The organism is Ruegeria sp. AD9 (assembly GCF_056542305.1).
This window is the reverse complement of the sequence record NZ_JBQFZP010000008.1, coordinates 22,135-40,974: the sequence shown is the minus strand read 5'-3', so window position 1 is coordinate 40,974 and position 18,840 is coordinate 22,135. Positions and strand designations below refer to the sequence as shown.

Genomic DNA, 18,840 nt, shown 5'->3' with positions numbered 1-18,840 from the left:
CAAGGCCAGACAAGACAGCCAAAACGGAGCCCGGATATGACTTCCGAACCGGATAAGAAAAAACCGATCTGGCGCCGGTATTTCCTGTGGGGAATGCCCGTGGCCGGCATTGCTGCGGCTTTCGCCGCCGGCATCATCTTCTGGGGTGGGTTCAACACCGCCATGGAAGCCACGAATACCAAGGAATTCTGTGTCTCGTGCCACGAGATGCGGGATTTTGTTTATGCGGAATACCAGGGCACGATCCACGACGTGAACCGGTCGGGCGTTGGTGCGGTCTGCTCGGACTGTCACGTGCCCAAGGACTGGACCCACAAAATCATCCGCAAAATAAAAGCCTCGAAAGAGCTTTATGGAAAGATGGTCGGCACCATCAACACCCGCGAGAAATTCGAAGCCAAGCGCATTCATCTTGCCATGAATGAGTGGGAGAGGATGAAATCGACGGACTCGCGTGAATGTCGAAACTGCCATGACTTTGAATCGATGATGCCCGAATTCCAGCGTCCCCGTGCGCGTCAGCAGCACCTGAACGCAATGGAAACCGGTCAGACCTGTATCGACTGCCACAAGGGCATTGCCCACTCGAACATCCGAGATCGCGCAACCGACGAGTATCTGGAGGAGCTTGAGGCGCCAAATCCGGCTTTCATCCGACAAATACCGCCAGAATACCTTGCCAGTCTTGAGCGGATCGAAGCCAAGGAAGCTGCCGAGGCCGAAGCTGAGAAAGCTGCAAAGAAAGCCCAGCAGGAGGCCGTTCAGGCCCAGATTGCAGCAGCAGTTGACGCGGCTGTCGCGGAAGAGCGGGCAACGGCTGCAACCGATGGTTCGACAACACCTGCCGGCAGTGAAAGCGGCGATGTCGGTGGCAACATCGACTGGAATGCGGTGGCCAGTGCGGAACTGAAACTGTTCTATCCGGGCCAGGCGTCATTTGAATGGGTGCAGAACGGAAAAACCCATGGCGGGGCCCGTCCGCTGACCAAAGGTGGCGATCAATGTTCGACCTGTCATGCCAAGGAACTGGATGCGATTGGTAACAAGATCGTTGCCGGTGGCGAACTGGAACCCACTCCGATCCCCGGCAAACGCGGTGTGATCGACGCAACCGTTCAGGCGGCACATGATGACGAAAACCTGTACATCCGTCTGCAATGGCCGGATTCAGGGCACAACCCTGCTCCGTTTGTTGATGGCGGCAAAATGGACCCCGAAAACCAAATCAAGGTCGCTATGATGATCACCGGAACCGGCATCGAGCTGGGCGATCAGGTCGGGTGCTGGGCGTCGTGCCACGCCGACAACACCTATATGCCCTTTGCGCCTGAGGCGGATGCAATTGCCGCAAACGGGGATGTTTCCGGTCGCCTGACCGCTCAGGACACCGTGACCAAGTACCTCAGCGAAAGCCGCACCGAGATCGAAATCAAAGGCAGGGGCGGCAAGGCTTTGGGCGGTTGGGACAAGTTGCAGGCCGCAGAACAGATCGAACAGTATCTGGCTGATGGCACCTATCTTGACCTGATGCGTGTCTACGCGGACGGCAGTGCCACAAATGGTTATCTGCTGGAACAGCGGGTGGTCAATGATGGTGAGATTGCAGCCTCGGCAAACCTGTCTGGTGGCATGTGGACGGTTGTTTTCACACGTCCGCTGAACTCAGGCGCACCCGGCGATGTTCCGCTGGAGGCCGGTCAAACCTATACGGTCGGTTTTGCCATCCATGATGACTTTGCCGCCGCACGGTTCCACCACGTAACGCTGGATACCAGCCTAGCGCTCGACGACGACAGCGCGTTTATCAACGTGGTCAAGCAATAACAGTTTGGGGCCGGTTCTCCCGGCCCCAATTACTTTGGAAAGGAGACATGGACCATGAAACCCCACCGCCTTCTTCCCGCGCTGCTGCTTCTTGCCGCGCCAGCCTGGTCAGATGAAACCGCCGAGATCTGCGCCGAAGCCGAAGAACGTTATGTCGAGCTGTTCGGCCACCCCTCGGCCTCGGTCGAGGACGCCAAAGTGGTTTTGATGTACAACTACAATTTCTGCCCGTTCGAACTGACCGTAAAGGCAGGTACAACTGTCCGATGGGTGAATGTCGACAAGCGCACCAGCCACAGTGTGTTGCTGAAAGATGGCAGCGAACCCGAAAGCGACCGGTTGTTCCCGGAAGAAACGGTTGAAATGACCTTCCTGACACCCGGCCCTCAGGATTATCTCTGCGGGCCCCATTGGGAGACACAGAACATGATCGGGGTGATCACTGTCGAGCCCTGATCCCGGGTGTTTTCATAGGCTGAACAGAGGGGCGCGGGCGCAAATCCCGCGCTCCTTAACTTATGTCAAGGAGGTTGGTTTTCGATTGCGCCAATCTGCCCTCATGACACGCCCGGCCTACCCAGCAACGTCCCGCAAAAGCATTGGATTCGCGCAGGAAACCCCGGGTTTCGAAGACATTCAGACCCAGCGAGTTTGAACATGAGCGGTAAGGTTTTTCTGATTGGTGCAGGCCCCGGCGACCCCGAGCTGATGACGCTGCGTGCCCTGCGAATGCTGCAGGAAGCAGATGTGGTGGTCTATGACAGGCTGGTGTCTGCTGATATCCTGAATCTGCACGCCAAAGGCGCGCGGCTGATCCCTGTTGGGAAAGCGCCCAAATGCCACACCGTCCCACAGGACCGGATCAACGAAATCCTTCTGGAAGAGGCCAGCGCAGGTCACACGGTCGCCCGTCTGAAAGGTGGCGATCCGATGATCTTTGGCCGCGGCTCGGAAGAAGCCGCTTATCTGATGGCCCATGGCGTGGCGGTCGAATACGCACCGGGGATAACGGCGGCGCAGGGCGCGTCCTGCTCGACCGGCGTGCCGCTGACCCATCGCGGTCTGGCCACCTCGGTTCAATATGTTACCGGACACCGGCAGGCAGACAAAGTGCTGGATCTGGACTGGAAACGCCTGGCCGACCCGGACACGACACTGGTGGTCTATATGGGTGTGGCCAATATCGGCCAGATCGCCATGGGGCTGATGACCGAAAACCTACCGGGATCAACACCGGTTCTGGCCATCGGAAATGCGACGACACCCGATGAACGCCGGCTGGTGTCACGGCTGGACCAATTGGCCAACGACGTGCGCACCTCCGGGTTGAAGGCACCAACGCTTTTCATCATCGGCAAAGTTGTCTCACTCTACGCCGAACAGCCCGTGGCGAACATTCTGGAACGGGCTCATGGCTAAGCTAGGGTGCAGAAATCGTGTGCCGTGTCCCGCGCCGAACAGAAATGTGCCCGGCCACAAGGGGTGGGTTGCCCGAACCTTTCTGACAACTGCGGTTCTGGCCGCAACGTCCGCCTTTGCTGCCGATGTCATTGATCCCAACGCACTGAAAAGACTTGTGCATCAGGATTGCGGCTCGTGCCACGGGTTATCACTGAAAGGCGGCCTGGGGCCTGATCTGCGCTCGAAAACACTGGAGCATTATGACGCCGAGGTTTTGACCGGCGTCATCCTTGACGGCATCCCCGATACGGCGATGCCCCCGTGGCGGCCCCTGATCAGCGAAGAAGAGGCCGAATGGATTGCCCGATACCTGCTGGAACAGGAGGCACGATGAAATACCTTATCCTCAGCCTTGCGGCGACATTGATGATGACCGCGGCCCAGGCCGAGCCGATGGCGACAGGAGACCTTGGGCTGGTGATCGAACGTGCCAGCGGATCGGTCCTGTTGGTGGACCAGTCCGACCGTGCCGCTCTGGCCCGGATAGAAGGATTGGGCGACCTGTCCCACGCCTCGTTGGTCTATTCACCGGATGAACGTTTTGCCTTTGTCTTTGGCCGCGACGGTGGATTGACCAAGGTTGACATTGTCACCCGCCAGATCGTGAACCGCGTTGTGCAGTCCGGAAACGCCATTGGCGGCGCGATCTCGGACGATGGTACGCTTGTGGCGGTATCGAATTACGAACCCGGCGGTGTGCGCGTGTTTGATGCGCAAACGCTGGAGATGGTGGCTGACATTCCCACTGGCAGCAAAACGATTGGTTTGGTCGACGCGCCGGGCCGCCGCTTCGTTTTCACCATGTGGGACACGGGCGAAACATGGATCGCGGATTTTGCACGGGGGGCGCCCGAGATCACCAGGATCACCGATATCGGCAAGAACCCCTATGACGCGCTAATCACTGCCAATGGCCGCACCTATATCGCCGGCCTGTTTGGCGAGGATGGCCTGACCGCGCTTGACCTGTGGTCCGACAACCCGGAACCGATCCGCGTTCTGCCCGGCTATGGCCGTGGTCAGGAGGAAATGCCGGTCTACAAGATGCCCCATCTGGAAGGTTGGGCGCTGACAGGGTCCGAATTCGTCTTGCCCGCCGTTGGCCACCATGAGGTTTTGTGGGTAGACGCCGCCACTCTGACCGAGACCGGACGCACACAAACCCACGGACAGCCGGTCTTTGCCATGGCCCGCCCGGACGGGCGACAGGTCTGGGTTAACTTTGCCCACCCGCTGAACGATACCATTCAGGTCATCGATACTGTCAGCAAACAAATTATTCACGAATTCAAGCCCGGCCCGGCCGTTTTGCACATGGAGTTCACACCACGCGGGCACGAAGTCTGGATCAGTGTGCGCGATGCGAACAAGGTCATGGTTTATGACACGCGTAGTTTCGAAAAACTGCGTGAGATCGAGGCCGAAAGCCCGTCGGGCATCTTCTTTACCGCGCGTGCGCACAAAACGGGTCTGTAAGTCATGCAACACATTACAGACCCGATCGACCGTCGCTTACTGGATGAATTTCAGCGCGATTTCCCGGTAATCGAACGCCCGTTTCAGGTTCTTGGAAACGCAGTTGGGCTTGACGAAAGCGAAGTCATCCACCGCCTGACCAGAATGCGCACCACGGGCCGCATCACGCGGGTTGGCGCAACCATTACACCCGGCGTGGTGACGGCCAGTACTCTGGCGGCAGTCTCCGTCCCGGAGGAGCGGCTGGAGGAGGTCGCCGCCCTGATCGACGCCGAACCGGGTGTAAACCACAATTATCAGCGCGAGGACGCCTGGAACCTCTGGTTCGTCGCAACCGGCCCTGATCGGGCACATGTGGATGATACCCTCGCACGGATCAGCCGGGTCACCGGGCTGCGTGTTCTGGATTTGCGGCTGGTGCGCCCTTTCAACGTTGATCTCGGGTTCCGCATGATCGGCGGGGTCAAAACCGTGCCCACAGCACGTCAGGTGGATGCGTCTGCGATGCGCGAGGGTGATCGGTGTCTGCTGCAGACGCTGAGCTCGGGTTTGTCTCTGGTCGCCGAACCTTATGCAGATTTGGCACATTCACTGAACCGGGACGTTGATGATGTGATGGCGCGAGTCATCGCGTTGCATACTGCCGGTATCATTTCGCGGCTGGGCGTCATCGTACGTCACCGGGCTCTTGGCTGGTCCGCCAATGCGATGGTTGTCTGGGACTTGCCAGCAGAGCAGATCGACACAGCCGGCCCCGCTTTGGCGGCTTTCCCCGGTGTGACCTTGTGTTACGAGCGCAACCCGGTGCCCGGTGTGTGGCCATATCGCCTGTATTCCATGATCCACGCGCGGTCCCGCAGCGAAGCATTGGACGTACTGGCCCGTGCGACGGCCTTGCCCGAACTGACGGGTGTACGGAACAAGGTTCTGTTCTCAACCCGCTGCTTCAAGCAGACCGGTGCGCTGATTCAAACCAAGGAGGTCGCCGCATGACGCTGGACCAAACCGACCGTGCGATTCTGAACCGTATGCAGGACGATCTGCCACTGGTTTCACATCCTTACGCAACAGTCGCCAAAGAACTTGGACTGACCGAGGCCGAATTACTGGCACGCCTGACGCGCATGAAAGAGTCCCGTGTCATCACACGTTTTGGGCCGTTTTTCGATGCCGCAGCAATGGGCGGTGCCTTTTGCCTCTGTGCGATGGCCGTTCCGGCTGGGGAATTCGAAGCGGTCCTGACCAAAGTCAATGCACATCCCGAGGTCGCCCATAATTATGAACGTACGCACCGGCTGAACATGTGGTTCGTTTTGGCCACGGAAACGCCCGAAGGGATCGAGGCCGCAGCCGATGCAATCGAACGGGAAACGGGGATCGAGGTTCTTTGTTTCCCCAAACTTCAGGAATTCTACATCGGCTTTCGGGTGGCGGCATGATCGACGCAACAGACAGACAGATTATCCAAGCACTGCAGGGCGGATTGCCGCTGGTTACCGCCCCATATGCTCAGGTTGCTGATGATCTGGGGATGCAGGAAGCCGACCTGCTTGAGAGGCTGTCAGCCCTCAAAGCACGCGGCGTAATCCGCCGCATCGCAGCCGCCCCTAACCACTACAAGCTGGGAATGACCTCGAACGGCATGACTGTCTGGGATGTCGAAGATGACCGCATCGCCGAATTGGGCGCTCAGATCGGTGCTCTACCCTTTGTCACCCATTGCTATGAACGCCCGCGCGCCTTGCCCGACTGGCCCTATAACCTGTTTGCCATGGTTCACGGTTCGGATCGGGATGAAGTCGAGGAAAAACGCGCCCAGATCACTGCGATCCTGGGTGACGCCTGCCGGGTCAAGGATATCCTCTATTCCACGCGCATCCTGAAAAAGACCGGTTTGCGCCTGAAAAAGAAAGGCTGAGACGATGTTTCGCCTGACCGAATACATGCACCAGCTGGTCAAACCGACCCCGGTGCGAAAACGCCGCCCCGGCCCTGTGAAACCGGTGGTGATCTGGAACCTGACGCGGCGCTGCAATCTGAAGTGCCGTCATTGCTACACCGTCTCGGCGGATGTTGCGTTCCCGGGCGAGCTCAGCCACGAGCAAGCCATGGTAACCCTTGAGGATCTGGGCCAGTTTCGCGTCCCGGCCCTGATCCTCTCGGGTGGGGAACCACTGGACAGGTTCGATTTCTTCGACATTGCCAAACGTGCCCGAAACCTTGTGCCGATGCTGGCGCTGTCGACCAACGGGACACGAATTCATGATGAGACCGCCGACATGATTGCCGATGTCGGATTCAACTATGTTGGCATCTCGTTGGATGGGATCGGGGCCACGAATGACTGGTTCCGCGGTGTTGAAGGGGCTTTTGCAGACGCCCTGCGCGGTGCGCGTGAATGCAAGAGGCGCGGCATCAAGGTTGGCTTGCGGTTTTGCCTGACCGAAGGCACGCAGCATCACCTGCCGGACCTGCTTCAGCTATGCGACGACGAGGGCGTCGACAAGTTCTACCTTTCGCATCTGGTTTATGCCGGGCGCGGTGACAAGAACCGCGGCGAGGATGCCGAACATCAGCGCACCCGCAAGGGAATGGATCTGCTGTTGGAGCGCGCGTGGGAGGCTGCCTCGGGCGGTCGCCCGCTGGACATCGTGACCGGCAACAATGACGCAGATGCGGGGTATTTCCTGAACTGGATTCGTACGCATTTCGACGCTGACAAGGCCGCGCATGTCCGCGAGCATCTGGCCGCTTGGGGAGGAAATTCCAGCGGTTTGGGCGTGGCCAATATCGATAATCTGGGCCGGGTCCATCCTGACACGTACTGGTCCGATTACACAGTAGGCAACGTTAAGACGACATCGTTTTCCGAGCTTTGGACCAGCGACGATCCGATGCTGGCTATGCTGCGCACGCGTCCGCGCCCCCTTAAAGGGCGCTGTGGGGCTTGCGAGCTAAAGGATGTCTGCGGTGGCAACACCCGCATCCGAGCCCTGCAACTGACCGGTGATCCCTGGGCCGAAGATCCGGCCTGTTACCTGACAAACGAAGAAATCGGTGTTGACGACGCAGGCGAGCGTCTGCAGGTTACGCCGTTCCGGGGGAAAAGCCATGATCCGGCGCATCAATTCTTTTAGTTCCGTCTGCTCTGAGCCTTCGACATGGGCGCCAGAGACACCTAAGGGGGCCTCCGGCGGGAGTATTTTTGAAAAGATGAAGCTCGTGTTGATGTGTTCTGTGCTGGGCGCTAGTGGTGCCTGGGCGGATGCACCAACGGATTATGCTGAACATTGTGCGTCCTGCCACGGTGAAAACCGCTTGGGCGGCGTCGGCCCGGCCTTGATCCCCGAGACGCTCCAGCGCATGCGCGGGCCCCGCATCTCAGCGGTAATAGCCGAAGGGCGCGCGGCGACGCAAATGCCTGCTTTCTCGCACGAACTTGACGCTTTGCAGATTGAAGAGCTGGCCGGCTGGCTAAAATCACCGCTGGAAACCGACCCCGAATGGGGCGAGGCCCATATCATGAACAGCCGCACGCTGGATGACGGTTACATCCCCGTTGAGGCGCCAGTGTGGTCAAGTGACCCGATGAACATCACCCTGGTGGTCGAAACCGGGGATCATCATGTCAGTGTGCTGGACGGTGACACGTTTGAGGTTCTGGACCGGTTCGAGACACCCTTCGCGGTTCACGGCGGGCCGAAGTTCAGCCCGGACGGGCGTTACGTATTCATCATGTCCCGGGATGGCTGGGTTCAGAAATACGACATCTGGGCCCTGCAACAGGTGGGGCGCGTACGGGCAGGGCTTAACAGCCGTAACATCGCAATGTCCGGCGACGGCAAGTGGCTGGCCGTTGCGAATTATTTGCCCAACAGTCTGACCTTGCTGTCGACCGAAGACCTGTCGGTGGCAAAAGTCATTGCGATCAAAGGAAAAGCGGGAAAATCCAGCCGCGTATCCGCGGTGTATCAGGCCCCCCCGCGTGAGAGCTTTGTTCTGGCGCTCAAGGATGTTCCCGAGATCTGGGAGGTCTTCTACGGAGCCAACCCGCCGCAATCCGGGCTGGGTCACGACTTTCGCATAGAAGGGCAGTTCAAGAACCCCGATCCTTTCCCGGTGCGCAAGATCACAACGCCCGACTATCTGGACGATTTCTTTTTCGATCAGGGCTATGAATACGTCATGGGTGCCGCGCGCGATGGCAAGGGCGGACAGGTGATCGACCTTGTTATTGGGCACAAGGTGGCCGATCTGGACTTGCCGGGGATGCCGCATCTAGGCTCGGGGATTACGTGGAAGCATGGCGATACGACCGTTATGGCCACGCCGCATCTGACTGACGGCACGGTGTCGGTGATCGACATGGGGACTTGGGAAACCGTCAAGCGGATCAAGACCGAAGGGCCGGGATTCTTCATGCGGAGCCACGAGAATTCGCCTTACGTCTGGGCCGATGTCTTCTTTGGCCCCAACAAGGATGCCATGCATGTGATCGACAAACAAAGCCTTGAAATCATAAAGACTTTGCGCCCTGCCCCGGGCAAGACCGTGGCACATGTAGAGTTCACAAAGGATGGCCGCCACGCGCTTGTGTCGATCTGGGAAGATGACGGCGCGGTGATCGTTTATGACGCACAGACGCTGGAAGAAGTGCGCCGCCTGCCGATGCGTAAACCATCTGGGAAGTACAATGTCTGGAACAAAATCACCTTCTCGGAAGGCACCAGCCACTGAGGGCAAATGGCCGGTCTGGAAACTGGCCATTCTGCTTTATCCAGCCACCATGTTGACCGTGGCTATCAACCTGTTTCTGGCCGGGCTGATCCTGCACAGTGCCGGATTCTCAGCGATAAAACCGGTTCCGGCGATCCTGTGGTCAATCCCGTTGGGCATTCCGGCGACATGGTTGGCTGGGCGCTGGGTTCGAGGGTTGATGGATGAAGCTGACGGGTAGCTGCAAATTCGCGAGCACCTGATCTAAGTCAAGTCTCCGCCTAACAGAATCCCATAGGGTTCGGGAAAGAACGCCGAGTTGGATTCTCAATGCCCACCTTCCACCCCTCGCATAGCTTGTTTGATCGCGTGTCCCGTGCGGTGTGTGGTTTGGTGGGCATTTTCCTGTTGCTTTTGCAAATGCTTGGTCCGGTGCTGGCGAGTCCCGGTGAGAGCATGTGGGTGGAGATCTGCTCGGAGGCGGGCGCGGTCTGGGTCCAAGTTGACCTTGAAGAAGGGGACGACGATCCAACCGCGCCCTGCCCAAAATGCGCGGACTGTGCGCTTTGTGCGGTGACGTCAGCACCTATGCCGGGCGCTTTGCTGTCCGCAAGCGTCGGAAATGTTCAAAATGTACGCATTGAACATGGGGAGCAGTGCATTTTGTACAGCCCCAAACACCTGTGGCCCGAAACCCGAGGGCCCCCGTTTGCGACCCAAGAAGAATCTGAACGCGCCCCGCGCGCGTCCATGGCGTCCACCCAATTGTTCGGAGGTGCGCCGTGGTCGTAAGTCGCGCAATCCATTTCCTTCTGGCCCTCGTTCTGTCCTGCAGTGTTGCAATCAGTGCACGCGCCGACAGTCTTGCCAGCTTTCTTCCCGACATTGATCCGGCTGACCTGGCCCCGGGTGCCGACGCGTTTGGCCCGGTACGCAGCGACGTGAAGGTTGCCCCTGTCCTTCGGGGTGGCGAGACGATCGCATGGGCTTTTCTGACTTCGGACTTTGTCGGCACGACCGGCTATTCCGGCAAACCCATTCACGTGGTTGCCGCCATTGATGCGGACGCTGTTCTGACCGGCGTTCAGCTGGTCAAGCATTCCGAACCCATCGTGTTGATCGGCATTCCCAATTCCCGCATGGTCGAACTGACCGAAGGCTATGCGGGCCTTGACCTGAAACGAGAGGCCGAGACCGGGGGTGAGGGGCATGACCTCGACATTATCTCGGGCGCGACCGTGACGATCATGGTGATCGATGACAGCCTTGTGCGCGGCGGGATCAAAGTGGCCCGCGCGCTGGGGCTGGGTGGATTGTCTCCGGTACAAGCTGGAGGTCCGCAGCGCGAAGTCGACATGGCGCAGGATGCCATGTACGACTGGACCACATTGTCGGGAGACGGCTCGGTCCGGCGGATGACGCTGGATGTCGGGCAGGTCAATGCCGCCTTTGAAGCCACAGGGGATCAGCGCGCGATCAAGCGACCCGAACCGGGCGAGCCGGATGACACGTTCATCGACATGCATATGGCGCTTGTTTCGGTGCCGTCGATCGGCAAGTCACTGCTGGGTGAGGCCGAATACCGGAACCTGACCAACTGGCTGGATGAGGGCGAACAGGCCATTCTGGTACTGGGCCGCGGGGCCTATAGTTTCAAGGGATCGGGCTATGTCCGGGGTGGGATCTTTGACCGGATTCAACTGATCCAGGGCGACGGCTCAGTGCGGTTCTTTGACAAGCAGCAGCGCCGTCTGGGTGAGGTTGCAGCGCCAGATGCCCCCAGCTTTACCGAACTGGATATCTTCAAGATCCCCGCTGATGCCGAGTTTGACCCGGCCGAGCCGTTCCGCCTGCAATTGCTGGTGCAGCGTGCCGTCGGGGCGGTTGAAAAGACCTTTCTGACCTTCGATCTGGGATACAAGCTGCCGGAACAGTACCTGTTGCCAGTCACCACCCCATCGGTTGTGGATGATGCAACCGGCGAAGCGGCCGCCAAGGCCGCCCTGTGGCAGCGCATCTGGAAGGATCGCACTGTAGAGATCGCCGGGCTTGGTGTCATGCTGCTGGTGCTGACGGCCACGTTCTTCTTCCAGTTCCACGCCACGATGAATGCGCGCGTCTTTTACTGGTTCCGCATCGGGTACCTGACGATGACCCTGTTCTTCATCGGCTGGTATGCCAATGCACAGCTGAGCGTGGTGAACCTGATGGCGCTGGCGGGCAGTTTGCGCACCGGGTTCTCGTGGGACGCGTTCCTGCTGGATCCGCTGGTCTTTATCCAGTGGTTTGCCGTGGCCGCCGCCCTGTTGTTCTGGGGTCGCGGAGCCTATTGCGGCTGGCTGTGCCCGTTTGGCGCGCTTCAGGAGCTGACCAATAAGATCGCACGGGCGTTTAAAGTGCCGCAATGGACTTTGCCCTGGGGTCTGAACGAGCGGCTCTGGCCTGCAAAATACATGATCTTTTTGGGTCTTTTTGGTCTGAGTTTCGTGTCGATCCCGCTGGCCGAGCAATATGCCGAGATCGAGCCGTTCAAGACCGCGATCATTCTGAAATTCATGCGCGACTGGCCGTTTGTGGTCTTTGCGCTGGTCCTGCTGGGGATCGGGCTGTTCATCGAACGGTTCTATTGCCGCTATCTTTGCCCGCTGGGCGGAGCGCTGGCGATCCCTGCCCGTATCCGCATGTTCGACTGGCTGCGCCGCTACAACGATTGTGGCACGCCCTGTCAGACCTGCGCCAATGAATGCCCCGTTCAGGCGATCCACCCCACCGGTGAGATCAATCCGAACGAGTGCGTCACCTGCCTGCATTGTCAGGTGCTCTATCAGTCCGAGGACAAATGTCCCGTCGTTATCCGCCAACTGAAACGGCGGGCCAAGACCGGGTCGGTCACACCTAAGACCCCCCTCGGGCAACCACCGGCGAACCATCCAAACGCCAAACCGAAAACCGTTTCCTAAAAGGAGGAACGACCATGTCGGACCAAGAAAACAAACTGAACATCACGCGCCGCGGTATGCTGGGGGCCACTGCCACCGGTGCCGTCATCGCCGGGACCGGTCTGGGATCGACCCTGATGACCGCGAAAGAGGCCAGCGCTGCCGCCAAGCAGCATCTGGAGCCGGGCGAGCTGGACGAATATTACGGCTTCTGGTCGTCGGGCCAGACCGGCGAACTGCGCATTCTAGGCGTGCCGTCCATGCGCGAGCTGATGCGGGTGCCGGTGTTCAACCGCTGCTCGGCCACGGGCTGGGGCCAGACCAACGAGTCGCTGAAGGTTCTGACCGAGGGCCTGCTGCCTGAAACCAAGGAGTTCCTGGCTGCAAACGGCAAGGTCACCTATGACAACGGCGACCTGCACCACCCGCATATGTCGTTCACCGACGGCACCTATGATGGCCGTTATCTGTTCATGAACGACAAGGCCAACACCCGCGTGGCCCGTGTGCGCTGTGACGTGATGAAATGCGACAAGATCATCGAGATCCCGAACGCGCATGACATCCACGGCCTGCGTCCGCAGAAATTCCCGCGCACCGGCTATGTCTTTGCCAACGGTGAGCACGAGGCCCCGCTGGTCAATGACGGCCAGATCCTTGATGATCCGTCACAATATGTGAACATCTTTACTGCCATCGACGGCGACACCATGGAAGTTGCATGGCAGGTGATGGTGTCGGGTAACCTCGATAACACCGACTGCGACTATCAGGGCAAATACGCCTTCTCGACCTCGTATAACTCGGAAATGGGTATGAACCTGGCCGAGATGACCGAGAACGAGCTGGACCATGTGGTCGTGTTCAACCTCAAAGGTATCGAAGAGGCCGTAGCGGCCGGGAACTATCAGGAACTGAACGGCGTCAAGGTCGTGGACGGGCGTAAAGAGGCGGGTGGAAACCTGACCCGGTACATCCCGATCCCGAACTCGCCACACGGTGTGAACGCTGCGCCTGACAAGAAACACATCATGATCAACGGCAAGCTGTCGCCGACCGTGTCCGTAATCGATGTGGAAAAGGTCGATGCGCTGTTCAGCGAAAACGCCGATCCGCGTTCCGCTGTTGTCGCCGAGCCGCAGCTGGGTCTTGGCCCGCTTCACACGGCGTTCGACGGCAAGGGCAACGCTTATACCACCCTGTTCCTGGACAGCCAGGTGGTGAAGTGGGACATCGCCAAGGCGATCGAGGCCTATGCGGGTGCTGATGTTGACCCGATCGTCGACAAGGTCGACGTGCATTACCAGCCGGGCCACAACTCGACCTCGATGGGTGAAACTGCCGAAGCCGATGGCAAGTGGCTGATTTCGATGAATAAATTCTCGAAAGACCGCTTCCTGAACGTAGGCCCGCTGAAGCCCGAAAATGAGCAGCTGATCGATATTTCCGGCGACAAGATGAAGGTGGTCCATGACGGCCCGACCTTTGCCGAGCCGCATGACTCGATCATTGTTCACCGGTCCAAGGTGAACCCGGTGAATGTCTGGGACCGCAACGACCCAATGTGGGAAGAGGCGCGCGCGCAGGCTGCGGCTGACGGCGTCGATCTGGACGAAGGTGCCGAGGAACCGATCCGGGACGGCAACAAGGTGCGGGTCTACATGACCTCGACCGCACCCGTGTTCAGCATGGAGAAGTTCACCGTCAAACAGGGTGACGAAGTGACCGTTTATGTCACCAACCTGGATGACGTGGACGATGTGACCCACGGCTTCTGCCTGTCGAACTTCGGTATCGCGATGGAAGTTGCACCGCAGGCCACGGCCTCGGTCACGTTCATTGCCGACCGTCCGGGCGTGCACTGGTTCTATTGCCAGTGGTTCTGCCACGCGCTGCACATGGAGATGCGCGGCCGGATGTTTGTTGAGCCGCGGAGCGCATAAACATGCGTTGGCCCCTGCTCATACCGCTCCTGCTCGGCTCGCCCCTTTGGGCGGCGGACTGGGATGTGCCCAACCGGGCGGGGGCCATCAACGAGATACTGGCGCAGGCGGCGGATGGAGACACCCTTCGCCTGAGCCCCGGCGTTTACGTCGAGCAGTTGGTTCTGGACCGGCCCGTGACCCTCGACGGGCTGGGACAGGCCACCATCGACGGACAAGGCCAAGGCAGCGTGATCACAGTGACCGGGCCGGGCGTGACCCTGCGCGGGCTGACGGTGATCGGATCAGGCTCGGATCATGACGGGATCGACAGCGGCATCCAGCTGACCAAGACGGCGCGCGCGCCGGTGGTCGAGGATAACGTGCTGCTGGGCAATCTTTACGGCATCGACATACACGGTGCGAAGGACAGCATCGTACGACGCAACCGGATTGAAGGGCGACAGGATCGCCACATGAACGCGCGTGGCAATGGTGTCTATGTCTGGAACGCGCCGGGTGCAGTGGTTGAAGGCAATGACATCCGCTATGGCCGCGACGGGATCTTTGTGAACTCGTCCAAGAAGAACACCTTTACCGGCAACCTATTCCGCGATCTGCGGTTTGCCGTTCACTACATGTATGCCGACGACTCGGTCGTCAGCGACAATGTCTCGATCGGCAACGATCTGGGCTATGCGGTGATGTTCACGACCAATGTGCGGGTCGCCAACAATGTCTCGATCGGGGACCGCGAACATGGCGTGATGCTGAATTACGCCAACAAGAGCGTCATCACCGGCAATGTGGTGAAAGGTGCCAAGGAAAAATGCACCTTCCTCTATAACTCGAACAAGAACGAATTCACCGACAACTGGTTTGAGGGATGCGGCATCGGCATCCATTTTACCGCTGGCAGTGAACGCAACCGCATCGTCGGCAATTCATTCATCGGCAACCGGACGCAGGTGAAATATGTCTCGACCAAGTGGGTCGAGTGGTCCGAAGACGGGCGCGGCAACTACTGGTCCGATTTTGCCGCCTATGATGTGGATGGCAACGGCATCGCCGATGTCCCCTATCGACCCAATGACAGTATGGACCATGTGCTGTGGACCCAACCCGCAGCCAAATTGCTGCTCGGCTCGCCTGCCGTGCAGCTGGTACGCTGGTCGCAATCAGCCTTCCCGGCACTGTTGCCGGGGGGTGTGATGGACAGCAACCCATTGATGCAAGCCCCTGAACCCCCAGCTATGAAAAAGGTGCCTCATGACGGATAAGGCCCTGTCAATTGACCATGTCAGCAAGAACCGGGGGAAAACCTGCGTTCTTGACGATATCACCCTATCCCTTGCCCCCGGTCAGCGCGTGGCGCTGCTGGGCCATAACGGCGCGGGAAAGTCGACCCTGATCAAGTCCATCCTTGGCCTGACGCCCATTCGGGACGGGGCCATTCGGATCGGGGACGCCACCCCTGGCAGCGCGCAGGCGCGACAGGATACGGCGTATCTGCCCGAGGCGGTCTCGTTTCACCCGGCGTTGACCGGGCGCGAGCAGCTGACACTGTTTGCGAAACTGTCCGGGTCAAAAGCCGATGTGCCCGGCCTGTTGGAGCGCGTTGGTCTGAGCGATGCATTGGATCGCAGGATCGGGGCTTATTCCAAGGGGATGCGGCAACGTCTGGGGCTGGCGCAGGTGCTGCTGGGACAGCCGAAAGTGGCGCTGCTAGACGAGCCGACATCCGGCCTGGACCCGATCTCGCGGCAGGACCTTTATGCCATCATTGATGAATTGGCCGCGCAGGGTACCGCAGTGCTGATTGCCAGCCATGCTTTGACCGAGGTTGAGGCGCGCACCGACCGGATCGCCATCATGCGCAAGGGTCGGATGGTCGCCGATGACACGCTGAACAACCTCTCGGCGCTGGCCGGGCTGCCGATCCGCCTGAAGGTGCGTGCCAGCGCCAATGCGGATGCCTTGGCCGCCGAACTGGGCGGCAACCGGATCAACGGCGCGTCCGTTGAGCTGCTCTGCACACCCGAAGACAAGATGGAGGCCCTGCGCCGGATCGCCGGGTTGGGCGATGCGGTGGCGGATGTGGAAATGACACCGCCCAAGCTGGAGGACCTTTATCGCCACTATGCACAGGAGGAGAGGACATGACCCGCTTCCTTGCCATCACCCGAACTGAAATGCTGATCCTGCGCCGCAACCGCTGGCTGTTGGTTGCCACGCTGATCATGGTGCTATTCGCCTTGGCGCTGACCTTTGCGGGCAGTGCGCCCACCGGCACATTGGGTGTTGATATGCTGACCGTATCGGTCGCGTCGATGACCACGTTGTCGGTCTATCTTGCGCCTTTGCTGGCGCTGATGATTTCCTTCGATGCCATCGCGGGCGATGTGGACCGGGGCAGCCTGTCGCTGCTGCTGTCCTATCCGGCCGGGCGCGGGGAAATCCTGTTGGGCAAGTTCTGCGCCCATCTGGCCGCGCTGGCCTTTGCCATGACCGTCGGTTTTGGCACCGCAGGTGCGGTAGCCGCTTACTTTGGTGGTGCGGGGCCGGAAAGCCTGATGGCGCTGGTGCGACTTGTCCTGACCTCGATCCTGCTGGGCGCCGTGTTTCTGGCGCTTGGATACCTGCTGTCCGCTTTGGCGAGGGGCGCCACGGCGGCGGCGGGTCTGTCGGCCGGGCTTTGGCTGGTTTTTGTCGTCCTTTATGATCTGGGCCTGTTGGGGGCTGTCGTCATGGACAAGGGCGGCGCCTTCACCCAATCCGTCTTTCCATGGGTGATGGTGGCCAACCCGGCCGACGCTTTCCGCTTGTGGAACATCGCCGCGACGGAAGGCGTGGCCATGGCTTCGGGCATGACCGGGGCCGCACAGGCCCTGCCGGTCTGGGCCGCGCCCGCGTCGCTGCTGATCTGGCCGGTGCTGGGCTTTGCCCTTGCAAGGCTGGCTTTCCGGAGGGTTGAGCCATGAGACGTCTTGCCCTGATCGCATTGCTCGCACTGGCGGCCTGCAAGGAAGAGCTGGCCGAGGCCCCCGACCCGGTCGATCTGACACCCGATGCGCTGAGCTATTTCTGCCAGATGAATGTCGCCGAACATGGCGGCCCCAAGGGGCAGGTTCATCTGGAAGGCTATCCGGCCCCGCTTTTCTTTGCACAGGTGCGGGACATGGTGGCCTATCTGAAAAGCCCCGAGCGCGATGCGGATATCACGGCCATCTATGTCAGCGATATGGGCGTTGCGCCAAGCTGGCGGCAGCCGGGGATTTCGAACTGGATCGCTGCGGATGGTGCGACTTTTGTGGTTGGTGCCGATGTGGCCGGCGGCATGGGCGCGCGCGAAGTGGTGCCTTTTGCCGATCCTGCCGATGCCCAGGTTTTCGCGAATACCTATGGCGGGACCGCGATGCGCCTGCCCGACATTCCTGATGCCGAAGTGCTTGGCCCGGTCGATCTTGATCTGAAGTTGGAGACCCCCGTATGACCGCCCTGTCCCGTCGCCGATTTCTAATCATTTCGGCCGCCTGTGCGGCCTCCCCGGCCATGGCCTTTGACACGCACTGGCGCGGCACCGCCCTTGGGGCTGCCGCCAGCCTGCGGCTGGTCGGGCTGACAGATGCCGAGGCCGCACCAATCATTGCCGCCGTCGAGGGTGAGGTGACCCGGCTGGAGGATATCTTCAGCCTGTACCGTCCGCAGTCACAGCTGAGCCGCCTGAACCGCGACGGTGTTTTGACCGAACCCGCGCCTGAGCTGTTGAATGTGCTGAGCCTGAGCAGTGCGCTGCATCAGGCATCCGGCGGCGCATTCGACCCCAGCATTCAACCCCTGTGGTATGCCTTGGCAACAGGCGCTGGCCCAGAAGATCTGGCTGCCGCCCGCGCTGCTGTGGGCTGGGAACGGGTGTCTTTCGATGCCGCGTCGGTGCGACTGCCGGTGCCGGGTCAGTCGGCCCTGACGCTGAACGGTATCGCCCAGGGAGCGATCACGGATCGGATCGCTGCGCTGCTGCGTGGCTTTGGCCTGCGTGATGTTCTGGTCGACATGGGAGAGGTTGCCGCCTTGGGTGTGCGTGGCGACGGCACGCCCTGGAAAGCCGGGTTGGCCGCGCCGGACCAGCGGGTTTTGAAACGGGTCGCGCTGCGTGACCGCGCGGTCGCGACATCATCGTCGCTGGGGACGCAGCTGGGACAGGGTTTGGGCCACATCATCACCCCGGACGGACCTGCAAACCGGGACAGAACGGTTTCGGTTTCTGCCCCTGACGCGGTGATCGCAGATGGGCTGTCTACTGCGATATGCGCGGCGCCCGAAAGCCAAGTCGCTGAAATCTTGAGATATTTTATCGGAGCCCGTGTCGAGCTGAATGTATGACGCATGGTCGCAAATCTCAGGTGGGTCAGGAAAATTCACCAAGAACATGATATTCGCGAAAAACATGATATAGGTCAATTCGTGCGCTGCTTCGCGCAGTTAGGAAGTAAGGACGCGAA

General features: G+C 59.9%; 18 protein-coding genes. All 18 read left to right on the top strand.

Features of this window, described 5'->3' with window-relative positions; translation table 11 throughout:
* The first annotated feature begins 36 nt into the window (after nucleotides 1-36).
* The 18 genes from ACR0AM_RS13175 to ACR0AM_RS13090 all read left to right on the top strand — a co-directional run bounded on the left by ACR0AM_RS13175 (nucleotide 37) and on the right by ACR0AM_RS13090 (nucleotide 18,721).
* Complete coding sequence (locus ACR0AM_RS13175) at nucleotides 37-1,824, top strand: NapC/NirT family cytochrome c (RefSeq protein WP_480623138.1); 1,788 nt, start codon at nucleotides 37-39, stop codon at nucleotides 1,822-1,824.
* Nucleotides 1,825-1,878: 54 nt separating this feature from the next.
* Entirely contained in the window at nucleotides 1,879-2,280 is a 402-nt protein-coding gene (locus ACR0AM_RS13170; RefSeq protein ID WP_480488725.1) for a cupredoxin domain-containing protein, read from the top strand.
* A 201-nt stretch (nucleotides 2,281-2,481) separates the two neighbouring features.
* Entirely contained in the window at nucleotides 2,482-3,243 is a 762-nt protein-coding gene (cobA, locus tag ACR0AM_RS13165; RefSeq protein ID WP_480623137.1) for a uroporphyrinogen-III C-methyltransferase, read from the top strand.
* 46 nt (nucleotides 3,244-3,289) lie between these two features.
* Entirely contained in the window at nucleotides 3,290-3,619 is a 330-nt protein-coding gene (locus tag ACR0AM_RS13160; RefSeq protein ID WP_480623136.1) for a c-type cytochrome, read from the top strand.
* On the top strand, nucleotides 3,616-4,761 hold the full coding sequence (locus ACR0AM_RS13155) for a cytochrome D1 domain-containing protein (RefSeq protein ID WP_480477377.1): 1,146 nt from the start codon (nucleotides 3,616-3,618) through the stop codon (nucleotides 4,759-4,761). The genes ACR0AM_RS13160 and ACR0AM_RS13155 overlap by 4 nt, the downstream gene beginning before the upstream one ends.
* Before the next feature lie 3 nt (nucleotides 4,762-4,764).
* The gene (gene ahbB / locus ACR0AM_RS13150) at nucleotides 4,765-5,754 is read left to right on the top strand and encodes a siroheme decarboxylase subunit beta (protein WP_480623135.1); all 990 of its coding nucleotides are present in this window, start codon (nucleotides 4,765-4,767) and stop codon (nucleotides 5,752-5,754) included.
* On the top strand, nucleotides 5,751-6,200 hold the full coding sequence (locus tag ACR0AM_RS13145) for an Lrp/AsnC family transcriptional regulator (protein WP_480520488.1): 450 nt from the start codon (nucleotides 5,751-5,753) through the stop codon (nucleotides 6,198-6,200). The genes ahbB (ACR0AM_RS13150) and ACR0AM_RS13145 overlap by 4 nt, the downstream gene beginning before the upstream one ends.
* Nucleotides 6,197-6,679 (top strand): siroheme decarboxylase subunit beta, encoded by a 483-nt coding sequence (gene ahbB, locus ACR0AM_RS13140; RefSeq protein ID WP_480623134.1) that lies wholly within the window; start codon nucleotides 6,197-6,199, stop codon nucleotides 6,677-6,679. The genes ACR0AM_RS13145 and ahbB (ACR0AM_RS13140) overlap by 4 nt, the downstream gene beginning before the upstream one ends.
* Before the next feature lie 4 nt (nucleotides 6,680-6,683).
* Complete coding sequence (nirJ, locus tag ACR0AM_RS13135) at nucleotides 6,684-7,898, top strand: heme d1 biosynthesis radical SAM protein NirJ (RefSeq protein WP_480623133.1); 1,215 nt, start codon at nucleotides 6,684-6,686, stop codon at nucleotides 7,896-7,898.
* Between the two features lie 76 nt (nucleotides 7,899-7,974).
* Nucleotides 7,975-9,498 carry a cytochrome D1 domain-containing protein gene (locus ACR0AM_RS13130; protein WP_480623132.1) on the top strand — a complete coding sequence of 508 codons (1,524 nt, stop codon included), beginning with the start codon at nucleotides 7,975-7,977 and terminating at the stop codon, nucleotides 9,496-9,498.
* Complete coding sequence (locus ACR0AM_RS13125; protein WP_480494072.1) at nucleotides 9,455-9,718, top strand: hypothetical protein; 264 nt, start codon at nucleotides 9,455-9,457, stop codon at nucleotides 9,716-9,718. Before ACR0AM_RS13130 ends, ACR0AM_RS13125 begins: the two co-directional genes overlap by 44 nt.
* 541 nt (nucleotides 9,719-10,259) lie before the next feature.
* Entirely contained in the window at nucleotides 10,260-12,437 is a 2,178-nt protein-coding gene (locus ACR0AM_RS13120; RefSeq protein WP_480623131.1) for a 4Fe-4S binding protein, read from the top strand.
* A gap of 14 nt (nucleotides 12,438-12,451) precedes the next feature.
* On the top strand, nucleotides 12,452-14,359 hold the full coding sequence (gene nosZ, locus ACR0AM_RS13115; RefSeq protein ID WP_480484303.1) for a TAT-dependent nitrous-oxide reductase: 1,908 nt from the start codon (nucleotides 12,452-12,454) through the stop codon (nucleotides 14,357-14,359).
* 2 nt (nucleotides 14,360-14,361) lie between these two features.
* Nucleotides 14,362-15,618 (top strand): nitrous oxide reductase family maturation protein NosD, encoded by a 1,257-nt coding sequence (locus ACR0AM_RS13110; RefSeq protein ID WP_480588486.1) that lies wholly within the window; start codon nucleotides 14,362-14,364, stop codon nucleotides 15,616-15,618.
* Nucleotides 15,608-16,501: an ABC transporter ATP-binding protein gene (locus tag ACR0AM_RS13105; RefSeq protein ID WP_480559916.1), complete on the top strand. Its 894-nt coding sequence runs from the start codon at nucleotides 15,608-15,610 to the stop codon at nucleotides 16,499-16,501. The genes ACR0AM_RS13110 and ACR0AM_RS13105 overlap by 11 nt, the downstream gene beginning before the upstream one ends.
* A complete protein-coding gene (locus ACR0AM_RS13100) occupies nucleotides 16,498-17,319 on the top strand; it encodes an ABC transporter permease (protein WP_480477397.1) in 822 nt (273 codons plus the stop codon). The genes ACR0AM_RS13105 and ACR0AM_RS13100 overlap by 4 nt, the downstream gene beginning before the upstream one ends.
* On the top strand, nucleotides 17,316-17,831 hold the full coding sequence (locus tag ACR0AM_RS13095) for a nitrous oxide reductase accessory protein NosL (RefSeq protein WP_480623130.1): 516 nt from the start codon (nucleotides 17,316-17,318) through the stop codon (nucleotides 17,829-17,831). Before ACR0AM_RS13100 ends, ACR0AM_RS13095 begins: the two co-directional genes overlap by 4 nt.
* Nucleotides 17,828-18,721, top strand: a complete 894-nt coding sequence (locus tag ACR0AM_RS13090; protein WP_480623129.1) for an FAD:protein FMN transferase — start codon at nucleotides 17,828-17,830, stop codon at nucleotides 18,719-18,721. The genes ACR0AM_RS13095 and ACR0AM_RS13090 overlap by 4 nt, the downstream gene beginning before the upstream one ends.
* The last annotated feature ends 119 nt before the right edge of the window (nucleotides 18,722-18,840 follow it).